We start from the raw sequence: 11,946 nt of genomic DNA, 5'->3' as shown, positions 1-11,946 counted from the left end.
ACGCCTGAGGACCTCGCCAAGGAAATCGCGCGCACGAAGGAAATGACCGACAAGCCCTTCGGCGTGAACCTGACCATCCTGCCGGCCATCAAGCCGCCGCCCTATGCCGAATACCGCCAGGCCATCATCGAGGGCGGGATCAAGATCGTCGAGACGGCTGGCTACAAGCCGCAGGAGCATATCGACCATTTCAAGGAACATGGCATCAAGGTGATCCATAAATGCACCGCGGTTCGCCACGCGCTGTCGGCCGAACGCATGGGCGCCGATGCGATCTCCATCGATGGGTTCGAGTGCGCCGGCCACCCTGGCGAGGACGATATTCCCGGCCTGATCCTCATCCCGGCGGCTGCCGACAAGGTGAAAGTACCGATGCTGGCCTCCGGTGGCTTTGGCGATGGGCGCGGCCTCGTCGCGGCGCTCGCGCTCGGCGCGGACGGCATCAATATGGGCACCCGTTTCTGCGTCACGAAAGAGGCGCCGATTCATGAGAACTTCAAGAAGCAGATGGTCGAGAATGACGAGCGCGACACCAAGCTCATCTTCCGGACGCTCCACAACACAGCGCGTGTGATGAAGAATGCCGTGAGTGAGGAAGTCGTTGCCATCGAGGCCAAGGGCGGGGCGAAGTTCGAGGATATCCAGCACCTCGTTGCCGGTGTGCGCGGGCGTGCGGCGATGGAGAAGGGCGATGCCGACGACGGCATCTGGTCCGCCGGCATGATCCAGGGCCTCATCCACGATATTCCGACCGTCAAGGAGCTGATCGACCGGATTATCGCGGATGCCGAAAAGATCATGGATGAGCGGCTGGCGAAGATGCGCGTTGGTATTGTCAACGGAACCGGCCGATTGAGCGGGTAGGGCGGTGCGACTAATGTCGTCCAATGCCAAGAAATCCGTTCCGCTATTTCAAGACATCGCCCGAGATCATCCAATTGGCGGTCATGATGTACGTCCGCTTCCCGCTCTCATTGCGGAATGTCGAAGATCTTCTCCACGAGCGCGGCGTCGACGTTTGCCACGAAAGCATCCGGCTGTGGGTCGATCGGTTCGGTCCGATGTTCGCGGGTAAAATTCGCGTTCGCCGAGCTAGCTACATGCGCCAGGTCACCCAATGGCAGTGGCACCTCGACGAGGTGTTCGTGAAGATCAACGGCGAGACCCATTACCTCTGGCGTGCCGTCGATCACGAGGGCGAAGTCCTTGAGAGCTATGTCACGAAAACCCAAGATAAATCAGCGGCTTTGAGGTTTCTCAAGAAAGCGATGAAGCGTTATGGGTCACCAAAGACTGTGGTGACTGACCGGCTTCGATCCTACGGCGCAGCCATGAAAATGATCGGAAATCACGACCGCCAGGAGGTCGGTCGTCACCTGAACAATCGGGCGGAGAATAGTCATCTGCCGTTCCGGCGAAGAGAGCGGGCGATGCTGAGGTTCAGGCGGATGTCGAACCTACAGAAATTCGCCTCGACCCACGCCTCGTTTCACAATCACTTCAATCTCGACCGGCACATCAACCATAGACAGACCTTCAAAGCGAAACGCGACGCCGCGATGTTCGAATGGCGCCAACTTCTGGCCGCCTAGAGAGTCTCAAAATCGCGATGCTGGAGACGGGTTCGCATTAGACTGACAGCACCCCTGCTGGTCTACTGAAAATCCTGTCAGGACGCCTGGCTGGTTCACCGGCTGGGCGATCGCAATGGAGACCGTCCCGCCGCTGGCCGATGCGATATCGGCTTTCCCGTCCCTGTTGAAATCGGCTGCCCAGGTATAGCCCCCGCTGCCCCAAGGCATCGGCACCGAGAAGTCCTTGCTGTTGAAGCCGCCCGTGCGTCCGCCCTTCGGGCTGTGCACCTTGATATTGCTGCCATTCGCGGTCGCGATGTCAGTCTTGCCATCGCCGTCGAAGTCGGCTGCCCAGGTATAGTCCGAAGCGCCCCAGCCGCCCGATACCGTCCATGTCTGGCTTACGAACTTTCCGTAATCGTTAGCGAACGTCGTACACCGGGAATTGCTGGGCTCGCGCCTGAAGACAATCGGGTCCTGGTCGCGGTCATACAGCCACTGGGTCCGGGGCTCGGTGTAACCGGTGAAGTCGTAAAAGTGAATTCGGACCTGGTTGCCGGAGGCCGTCGCAATGTCGGCCCGCCCATCACCGTCAAAGTCGCCTGTCCACGAATAGCCGGCCGCCCCCCAAAATCCGGAGACCGGGACGGAATCGCGCTGGAAGCCGGCCAGCCTGTAGATTTCGGCCTTGTAGGTCGACTGGCCGTTGTAGACCTCGTGCCGGCATTCATACATCTCCTCGCTTTTCGCCTGAAACCGCATATGGATCGTGGTCCCGTTGGCCGATGCGATGTCGTCGAAGCCGTCGCCATTGAAGTCGTCCACCCAGTTGTAACCTGAGCTGCTCCAGAAGTTTCCGACCGGCTCCACCTTGCCGGGAACCAGGTTGGCGAGCGGATAAAGGATTACATTGCCGGAAATTGCGGTGGCGACCCTGGTCCCGTTGGTCGTTTTCATGGGCCAGGAATATCCAGCGCTTCCCCATTGGCAGGCCTTCAAGTTCTGCGCATCGGCCGACGGTGTAGCGATTGCTGCGATGGGCAGGAGCACAAGCGAGCTCATGATGGATTGCAGGCGCATGGCGGTGGTCTCCGGTGTGCTGGAACTCAGGACTTGCTGGTGATGTCGTAGAGATCGAAGGGCTCTTCATCGACGCTGGCCGCATACTCGACCTTGTCCCTCGCCAGGTTCAGCACGATCAGGATCCCGCGTGCCACGTCGAGCAGGTAGATGCAGTCTTCGTTGCGGTCGATGACTTCAAAGGTGAACCGTACGTCCCCCATTTCCGACAGTTCGTGCCAGTATCCCTCATCGCCTTTTTCAAAGATGCCCCCGCTCGACGTGACGACCTGGCTGACGGTGAAGGGCGTCACCGCGGCAGGTGTTTCTGTAGACGCTGTGGAGACCGCAGCCGTGGCTGCGCCGCCTGTCTGAACGCTCGGGGCAGGGGCGGTCTGCTCTGCCACGGAAATCAGAGGCTTGCCGGTGGCGCAATCGATGGCGATCTGGTCGGTCGTGACCGAGGCGACGCGCACACCGCTGTAAACACCGCTATAGGGTTGTCTGGAGACGATACGGGACTTGTTGCCCTGCTTGTAGTGGACGAGGTCGTAGGTGAACGGCATGGACACGTCCGCCTTTTTCATCGTCGTGATAACGGCCTTCTTCTGTCCGCCAGGGGCGCGGACCGGCCGCTCGACGCTGTAGCCATAGTCCTTTTCGATCGAATTCGTCTCTTCGAAGGACACCGAGAATTCGGCCTTCGAGCGAACCGTCGCTGAGGCGACGTCAGGAACGCCGACCATCACTTCGGTCTCCAGGCCGATCGTGGCCGAGCCACCGAACGAAAAACTGTGGCTCTCCTTCTCATTGACCGTCACGGTAACCTTTTGCTCTGCATAGCCGTCCGCGGTGTCGCGGCAGGCCGAAACTTCCTGATAATCCACCCGTTCTGGCGGGCGCGGATGCAGGAACTCCTTCAGCTTGTCGGGCTCGGTCAGCATCGGATACTGGAAGTTCTCGATATAGTAGGGATAGGTGAAGCCCAGCCGCAGGCCGTTGACATAGTCGCCAAACTTGCCGTCGATCTTTCGAAGCGAGCCGCCTTCGGGATCTTCCCAGACCTTTCGATTGCCGCCATCGCCGCCATAGACCGGCGACTTTTCGAGCTTGTTGGTCGTGAAGACAATCTTGTTCATCCAGGCGCCCGACCAGACTTCGACAGACTGGACGAACTGTCCCGTCGGGACTGTCCATGTGTCGCAGTTCCCGCCGGGACCGCCGAAGGTCGTGCCGCGCAGGCCGTTATAGTAGGGGGTGATGCTGTTCACGTAAGCGCCCGCGCAGACCTCGATGGCGGTGATGATGCCGCGCTTCCAGTTTGCGTCGGTTTCATTGACCCATGCGCCGCCACCGACCGTGTCGCCCACGGTCATGGTGTTGCTGAAGGAAATTTCGTCGCCGGCGGAGATTTTTTGCGGAAGGTTTTGAGCGGCTGCTGGAGCAGCCATCAGTGCGATCACCGAAACCGTAATTGCGCTTGATAGAAAGCTGCCATTGCAAGACTGACGAGACATGGTTGTCGTTCCCTCTGTTCTAGGTCGCCCGGTACCCCTGGCGATAATGATGGCCAGCCGACGGGAGGCGCAGACGAAGCGCAGGACCTGGAAAATCAGGCGCTGCTGGAACCGCCGCCTATGGCTGGAATTGCTGGAGAGGTTCGCGCGGCTAAACCCAGAAATCCTGATGGAAATATGATGGGGTGAGAAAAAAATTGAGAAACTTCCGGTGACCGACTAACCTTCAAGGCCGCTCCCGCGGTGGAGAAGGTTTTGACAATAAACGAGAACTTCGATCGCTCGCTTTCATTCGACCGGCTGATGATCAAATCGTGCCTGGTCGAGCCGGCAGCGCTGAAAATTCAAAGTCAGTACGGCGTTTGCACGGTCGAACCGAAAGTCATGGCAATGCTGCAAGTGCTTGCCGAACGCCCGCAGGAAACCTGGACAAGGGCCGAACTGATCGAACGCATCTGGCCGCAGTCTGATGGCGGCGATGAAAGCCTGACGCGGCTGGCCTACCTTCTGCGCAAGGCTTTCGCTGATACCCACCAGGTTCACGACCTGGTCAAGACTGTGCCCAAGCAGGGCTACTATCTTTCTGCCACAGTCGACCGCGAGGCCGTCAGTCAGGCAGGGGAGATCCCCGGGGCGGCGCGCCCGGCGGTCATGCCGTCGCGGGCGCAGGACCTTTCACCTTTTTCCTTATGCGTTCTGCCGGTAACGGAAATCGGCGACACAAAGGCTTACACGCTGCTGTGCGATGGCATCACGCGCGACCTGTCAGCGCTCCTGTCGCGATCTTCTGCACTAGAGGTCGCCGCACCGAGCTCGACCGCGTATCTTGCGGCGAACAGGGTCGCTTTTAGTAAAATCGCGCAGGCGCTAAACGTGCGATACTTGGTGAATAGCACCTTCTCCGTGTTCGAAGATGAAATCACCATTCGCGTCGAACTCGTCGATTCAGTGTCCGAGCGACTTGTCTGGTCCAAGAAGTACACGGCCGGCATGAAGCGGTTTTACGCGCTTCAGGACGAGATCGTTCTCGATATATCGACGGCTGTGGCCTCCAAGGTGAAGGCCTCCCACCGAACCGACGAGTTTTCTTTCAGGGAGTTCTCGCTGGGCGCCTATGAACGCGTCCAGCAGGCAAAAAACCTGCGAGCGAATTACGGCCCCGCCACAGCAAGACAGATCGAGGCACTGCTTGTCGATGCCCTGGCGATTGAGCCGGACAATCCCCTTATCAAGGCTGAGCTGGCGGTTCAGCTCAGCCAGAACGTCGTCAGCAAATGGACCGATGACGAAGACGCGACAAGAGCGCTGGCCAACAGGCTCGTTGCCGAGGCCCTCGCAGCTCAGCCCAACGATCCTGACGTCCTCGCCGCCGCGGGCATTGTCAGCACCATGTTCCATGATCCCGACACGGCCATCGGATACCTGGATCGCGTCATCAGGCTTGACCCCATCAGCGCGCACGCCGCCGCTGTTCTCGGGTGGCAGCAATGCCTGAGGCATGCCGATCCCACCGGCCTGGAAAAGATCAGGACATCGGAGATGCGTGCGCCGCACCATCCCAGGTTTGGCCTGTGGGCGACCTATCGGTGCACGGCGCATCTTTTCATGCTGGACTACGAGGCGGCCGAGCCGGCATGCCGTGATGCCATCATCCGGACCCCGAATTACTACCAGCCACGCTGTTCGCTGGCCTGGGCACTGTGTGGGCTGGGGCAGTATGTAGACGCCAAAGCCGCGATCGATGAGGCGAAGTCCTTTGGCGATGAGGATATTGCGATCCGGTTCGTCGATGAGATGCGCAAATGGTCATCGAACTCCCCCCACGCGGAGGAAATTTCCCGCGTTTTGGACAAGTTGCTTGATCTCAGCGCGTCCGAGCCGGGTGTAACACTGCTTCGGGCCTAGGAAATGACCGTGTTCAGGCCGGAGCATATCAAGTCGGTCGCCGGGGCAATCCTGTGTCTTTCAGCCTATCCATCAATGGCCAGCGCACAGACCGAGAGCGTTCCCGAAGACCGTGCCCGCGCACTGGAAACCGTGATCGTCAATGTTCAGAGAAAGCCGGAGGACCAGCAAAGCGTTCCAGCGTCCATCACGACCGCTGACCGGAAATTCCTGGACGAAAACGATATTCGAACGCTGCAGGACCTGACAGCCGCCGTCCCCGGCTTGGTTGCAACCGACTCGGTCAGTTACGGGGCCGCGCCGCTCAGTATTCGAGGGGTGGGCGGCGTCAATGGCGGTGCCAACCTGTTCGCCGACGAGCCCGTCAGCGTTTATCTCGACGACGTCTACCTGGCGCGATTGAGCTTTTCCACCGCCGACCTTGTCGACGTGGAAAGCATTCAGATTGTGCGGGGCCCGCAAGGCACCCTGTTTGGGAGGAACGCGACGGCCGGCGCGCTCCTCGTCGCAACGGCTGATCCAACGCAAACCCCGTCGGGCTATGCCGAAGCGGCCTACACCGATCTTGGCGAGTATCGTCTTGCCGGCGCCCTTTCGGGGCCGGTTGCGGGCGAAGACATGCTTGGCCGGCTGGCTATTGGATACTCGGACCGCTCCGGTTTCGGGACCAATACGATCAATGGCGAGCGCGTCGGAAGCTCACAGGACCTGACGGCGCGCGGCAAGCTGCTGATGCAGGCAAACAGCAGGCTGAAACTGCTCGGTAGCATCGAATACCAGAAGCGTGACGCCGTGCCTGCGACGCTTCAGCTGTCCGACCTGTTCAGCGGTCCCGGCAATCCGCTTCGGCTGCGCCCGGGACTTCAGTCGATCATCGAAGCCAACGCATTCAGCTATGATGCTGAGAATTTCTTCCGGTCTGATGCCGTCACGGCGAGCCTGACAGGAGAATATGATCTCGGCTGGGGAGAGCTGACATCAGTCACGGCTTACCGCGCCTACGAGTTCCACGGCGCGCAGGACTCCGATGGCACCGGGGCTAGCTTTTTTCGAAACACCGGACGTTCGGACAATGATCAGTACACTCAGGAAATACGCCTGTCGGCAGCTGGTTCAGGGCCATTGTCGTGGATCGGCGGTGTTTTCTACATCCATGAGGACAATGCCCTCAGCCCGTTCATTGTCGACAATGTATCCGGCCTGTTCGGCCTTGGTACGCGTGCCGAATTCAATGCATTCAATGAGTTGGATTCCTGGTCCGCCTTCCTCGATGCGACGTATCAGCTGAATGATCGCTGGGCGCTCACCGGCGGGCTGCGCTACACCCGGGAGATGAAGTCGTTCAACACCGGATTTGCCCTGTCCGTCCTCAATGGTGGCACAATCCCGAATATCCCGGCTGCGGGCCCGTTTGCTGGTTTGACACTGACGGCGGGCACGCCCTTTCCGGTCGGGGCGCCGCGGGAAGTACGGTTCCAGGATGAGGCTTCATTCGATGACCTGTCTCCGCGTGCCGTTCTCGAATATCAGGCAAGCGACAACGTTCTGCTCTATGGAAGCTTTGCGCAGGGGTTCAAATCCGGCGGCTTCAATTCCTTCGGACTGACGCCAGCCTTTCAGCCCGAAACGATTGATGCCTATGAGATCGGCGCGAAGACCGAATGGCTGCAGGGGCAGGTACGGATCAATGCGTCAGTCTTCCAGTACGATTATTCGAACCTGCAGGTGCGTATTGGTATCCCGACGGGCGGTGTCGATATCCAGAATGCGGCGGCAGCAGATGTGCGCGGCGGTGAACTGGAGTTTGCGGTGCGGCCCTTCGAGAGCCTGACATTGAATGGCAGCGTCGCGGTCCTTGATGCCGAGTTCACCGAAGGCTTCCTGCCCGCTGTGCCGGCAGACCAGCTTTTCCTGATCGGCGCGCCCGTCGCGCTGGAGTCCCAGGCGATCACCGGCAACCGGCTGAGCCGCGCTCCGGAGTGGCAGGGCTATCTGGCAGCCGAGTATTCGATCCTTCTGCCCCAATGGGGGACGCTTTCGATCCGCGGCGATGTGAAGACGCAATCGGAAACCTATTTTCTCGAGGTCAACCAGGGAGACAATGCCTTTCGCGGCGACGGCTTTGCAGAATTCGGCGTTCGCGTGAGCCTGGTATCGCCTGATGAGCGCATCGAACTTTCGGTGTTTGGCCGGAATGTATCGAATGCGCGCTATGTCACCCAGGTCACCCAGTTGGGGTCTTTCCCGAACGGCGCCGTGAACGAGCCCCGCAAGTGGGGCGTCGGTATCAAGGCGCGATTTTAGGCTTTCAGAGCATTGTCAGCGGAACAGGTGGATAAAGCTGATGGGGCGCCCCTCTCAGCTTGGTCTCATGCCTCAACATCCATTTCGCTGTTACAGGACGACGCCCGATATCATCCGGCTCGCGGTCGTGATGTGCGTTTAATCGTCATGGATCAATGTTCGCCGGCAAGAATCCGCGCCTGCCGAACGGGTTACATGAAACAGATCACCCAATTGCGCTGACGCCAGGCCGAGGTCTTCGCGAAGATCAAAGGAGAAACACGTATTCACTGGTGAGCCGCCGATCACGAAGATGAAGCCCTGGAGAGTTTTGCCACGAAAACGCAGGATGAATCAGCCGCTCTGAGGTTTCTTGCGCAAGGCGATCAAGCGTTACGGGGCACCGAAGCGATCATCGCGGCCCGGCTTGGATCCTGTGGCGCTGAAATGCAAGAGATCGGGAGTGTTGGCCGCCACATGAATGGTCGCGCGGTACCGGGAAGTGATGGGTGGTCAGGTCGTCCTCCTGACAAGCTTCCTCCTGCAAGGCTGCTTGAGATTCGCCCTCAGCCCCCTCGATTTATCTTGTAATCCGATAAATCGATCCGATTTTTGAATTTTTTTGAATAATAAAACTCCTATAGCGTCCGTTCCACGGCGAGCAGAGAAACGCCGGTAAAAGGTATGACTAGGGAGGAATTCATGAGCGTTTCAGAACGTCAGAAGAGTCATTTGTTGAAAACAGTTTCCATTGTGTCCCTCGCCATGATTGGCGGGTCGATGCTGGTTGGCCAGGCCGCGCATGCCCAGGACCAGGATGAGGAAGAAGAAACGCGGCGTGAACAGACGATCGTCGTTACCGGCAGTTATCTGGGGCGCCAGTCCCAGGACCAGATGGCTTCGCCCACGCTGACGGTTGGCGAACAGACGCTCCAAGCCTCGGGCATGACGAACCTTGAAGAAGTCCTGAATCTCAACACGGCCAATATCGGCTCGGTCGGCGGGGCCCAGGACCTTGCGGGTGGCGGCGCGGATGACCGTGCGACGCGCTCGGCAAACCTTCGCGGCCTTGGCGTCCAGTCGACGCTGGTCCTGCTGAATGGGCGCCGGGTCGCCAATACCGACGGCTATACCAACCTTGTCGGCCTGACACCGACGATCGCAGTCGACCGGGTTGAGACGGTTCTTGATGGCGCGTCAGCGCTCTACGGCTCGGACGCAATTGCCGGTGTCATGAACGTCATCACCAAAAAGGATTTCGAGGGCATTGCGCTCAGTGGTCAGTACACGCACATTGCCGATGCGCCGGGCTACACCGTGCAGGGCATGATTGGCGGGTCGGGTGAAAAGCTCGATGCCGTCCTGTCCTTCAGCCATGAATACCAGGACAAGCTGCAGGGCTTCGAGCGCGACGTCACGAATTTCGACAATACGTCCGGCCTGGCCCAGCCCGGCAATTACATTCTCAGCAGCCGCCCGGTCGGGCCTAACGGTGGTGATGTCATCATCGACAACGGCGTCAACGGGCCGATCAACTACTCCCAGCTATACGACCAGATTTCCGCGCAGACCGGATCAAACGTCGTCCAGTTTGCCGACCCGCATTGTACGGTTGAAGGAACGGGCGGCATCTATGCCGGGCCAGGCGAGTTCCCGAACGGATCCTGCCGCTTCAGCTACCAGCAGCGCAATCCGGTCAAGCCGAAGGCGCGCATCACGCTGGTCCATGCCGATGCCAGCTACGACCTGACCCCCGAGCATGAGCTGTACTTCGAAGGCCGCTATCACCAGCAGGGCACCGAGCGGTATGGCATCGCCAGCTTCCCGATCACGACCGGCACGCTCACCGTGCCCGCCGAAAACCCCTATAACCCATTCGGCGTGGATACGCAGTTTGCCGGCCGCCTTCTGGGCAACCAGTCTCCCGACCGGGTCGAGCGTGTCGAGCTGGATTCCATCCATCTCGTCGGGGGGGCTCGCGGGCCACTCTTCGGGCTGGACAACTGGAATTACGATGTGTTCGGTGCGTATTCGCGCGAAGACTTCGTGCTCAAAACGAGCGATACCGACCTTATTGCGGCGCAAAACGCCCTGAACGGATTTGGTGGTCCGGACTGCCAGATCAGCCCGTTCGGCGAGCCTGCCGGCAGCGAAGTGCCGGGCGAAGGCAACTGCGTCTTCTTTAGCCCGTTCGGTGCCGATCAGAACCAGAGCGATCCGCGTGCATCCTACAATGTGCTGACGCCTTATCAGCGCGGCGAGATCGGCGAGCTTCGCTACCTGGAAGGTGTCATTACCGGCGATCTCTTCGAGCTTCCGGGGGGCACGGCCGGCGTTGCTTTCGGGGCCCAGATTCGCGAAGAAAAGCAGGAAACGTTCGTCGATTCCGGGATCGTCAACGCGCGGTTCGGCTTTGTCGGCCAATCCTCGCCAGGCCAGGGTGAACGTCAGATCGAGTCCCTGTTCTCCGAAATGTACCTGCCGGTGCTGCCCACCCTCGATGTCCAGCTGGCTGTGCGTCATGAGGACTATGGAAGCTTCACGACGACCGACCCGAAGATCGCCGCAAACTGGCGTCCCGTGGACTGGCTGGCGCTGCGGGGCTCTTACAGTACAGCCTTCAGAGCGCCCGATATCGAGGAAACCGTTTCCGACCAGGTCGTCTCGGGTGTTGGCCAGACGGTCGACCCGCTCGACCCCACGGATACCGGCACGTTCCGCACGATCCGCACCGTCTCGAACCCGGATCTGAAGCCCGAGCAGTCGGAAAACTTCAATCTCGGCGTGACGCTGAATCCGATAGACGACCTGATCTTCTCGGTGGATTACTTCAATTTCGATTTCACCGACCGGATTGCGCTCGAAGCGGCCCAGCAGGTCATCAATGCCGACCCGAACGGCCCGCGTGTCCAGCGTGACGAGTTCGGGCGTCTGCTGGCAGTTGATATCGGCTATTTCAATGCCGGTTCAAACAAGACGGACGGGTTCGATGTGCGCCTCAACTACTCCAAGGATGTCGGGGCAAACACGTTCACCATCGACAATATGGCGACATTTATCACGACCTATGATGTCCAGCTCGGGCCGAACCAGCCCGTGATCGATGCCCTGGGCGGGCGTAACGCGACCAATCCAGGGGCTCCGGCACCGGAGTTCCGCAACAATCTGCGCCTCAGCTGGGAGCGCGACAGGCATGCAGCCAATGTCCTGATGCGTCACACAAGCTCTGTCGATGACGACATCGGCGGCGGCGAGGTCGATAGCTGGACGGTTTATGATGTCCAGTACTCCTACACCTTCGGTGAAGCGGACAATTACCGGCTGGCGGTCGGCGCGATTAACGTGCTCGATGAAGAGCCGCCTGCTGCCGCCTTCACCGGATACCTGCCATCCCTGGCCGATGCGCTTGGCCGGCAGGCCTACGTCTCCTTGTCGTTGCGCATGTGATCAAGGAGGTGGTGCACGGCGCTCTCCCGCGGTGCGATCCTCGGCTATCCCTGCTTCCTCCCGGCCGAGGCCCGCGACACGGAGAGCGCCCCATCTCACTGGACGGAAGGCGGAAGAACTTCGCTGGACGCCCAGTCAACTGAAACTCTTGGAATACTCGG

7 protein-coding genes are annotated in these 11,946 nt (G+C 59.7%); 5 read left to right on the top strand and 2 right to left on the bottom strand.

Annotation, left to right across the window (positions count from 1 at the left end):
• Both D1223_RS15425 and D1223_RS15420 read left to right on the top strand, forming a co-directional pair.
• A partial coding sequence (locus D1223_RS15425) for an NAD(P)H-dependent flavin oxidoreductase (RefSeq protein ID WP_147372870.1) occupies positions 1-864 on the top strand: 864 nt, incomplete at its 5' end.
• Between the two features lie 23 nt (positions 865-887).
• Positions 888-1,592: an IS6 family transposase gene (locus tag D1223_RS15420; RefSeq protein ID WP_119377327.1), complete on the top strand. Its 705-nt coding sequence runs from the start codon at positions 888-890 to the stop codon at positions 1,590-1,592.
• Positions 1,593-1,598: 6 nt separating this feature from the next.
• Here D1223_RS15420 and D1223_RS15415 read toward each other — a convergent pair whose 3' ends face one another.
• Both D1223_RS15415 and D1223_RS15410 read right to left on the bottom strand, forming a co-directional pair.
• Positions 1,599-2,531 (bottom strand): FG-GAP repeat domain-containing protein, encoded by a 933-nt coding sequence (locus tag D1223_RS15415; protein WP_158588514.1) that lies wholly within the window; start codon positions 2,529-2,531, stop codon positions 1,599-1,601.
• Between the two features lie 149 nt (positions 2,532-2,680).
• A complete protein-coding gene (locus D1223_RS15410; protein WP_147372869.1) occupies positions 2,681-4,150 on the bottom strand; it encodes a jacalin-like lectin in 1,470 nt (489 codons plus the stop codon).
• Between the two features lie 255 nt (positions 4,151-4,405).
• Here D1223_RS15410 and D1223_RS15400 point away from each other — a divergent pair, with 255 nt between their 5' ends.
• From D1223_RS15400 to D1223_RS15390, 3 genes are all read left to right on the top strand, one after another.
• The gene (locus D1223_RS15400) at positions 4,406-6,055 is read left to right on the top strand and encodes a winged helix-turn-helix domain-containing tetratricopeptide repeat protein (RefSeq protein ID WP_119377323.1); all 1,650 of its coding nucleotides are present in this window, start codon (positions 4,406-4,408) and stop codon (positions 6,053-6,055) included.
• 9 nt (positions 6,056-6,064) lie between these two features.
• Positions 6,065-8,359 (top strand): TonB-dependent receptor, encoded by a 2,295-nt coding sequence (locus D1223_RS15395; protein ID WP_158588513.1) that lies wholly within the window; start codon positions 6,065-6,067, stop codon positions 8,357-8,359.
• Between the two features lie 681 nt (positions 8,360-9,040).
• Positions 9,041-11,785 carry a TonB-dependent receptor plug domain-containing protein gene (locus D1223_RS15390; protein ID WP_158588512.1) on the top strand — a complete coding sequence of 915 codons (2,745 nt, stop codon included), beginning with the start codon at positions 9,041-9,043 and terminating at the stop codon, positions 11,783-11,785.
• Positions 11,786-11,946 lie beyond the last annotated feature (161 nt).

It is taken from the genome of Henriciella mobilis (assembly GCF_003576285.1).
In the GTDB taxonomy this organism is placed as follows: Bacteria; Pseudomonadota; Alphaproteobacteria; order Caulobacterales; family Hyphomonadaceae; genus Henriciella; species Henriciella mobilis.
The sequence above is the reverse complement of the archived record's forward strand: the minus strand, read 5'-3'. Positions and strand labels throughout refer to the sequence as shown.

Coding starts and splice junctions, on each gene's coding strand:
- D1223_RS15420 (WP_119377327.1), top strand. CDS start 888: ATGCCAAGAAATCCGTTCCGCTATTTCAAGACATCGCCCGAGATCATC.
- D1223_RS15415 (WP_158588514.1), bottom strand. CDS start 2,531: ATGAAAACGACCAACGGGACCAGGGTCGCCACCGCAATTTCCGGCAAT.
- D1223_RS15410 (WP_147372869.1), bottom strand. CDS start 4,150: ATGTCTCGTCAGTCTTGCAATGGCAGCTTTCTATCAAGCGCAATTACG.
- D1223_RS15390 (WP_158588512.1), top strand. CDS start 9,041: ATGAGCGTTTCAGAACGTCAGAAGAGTCATTTGTTGAAAACAGTTTCC.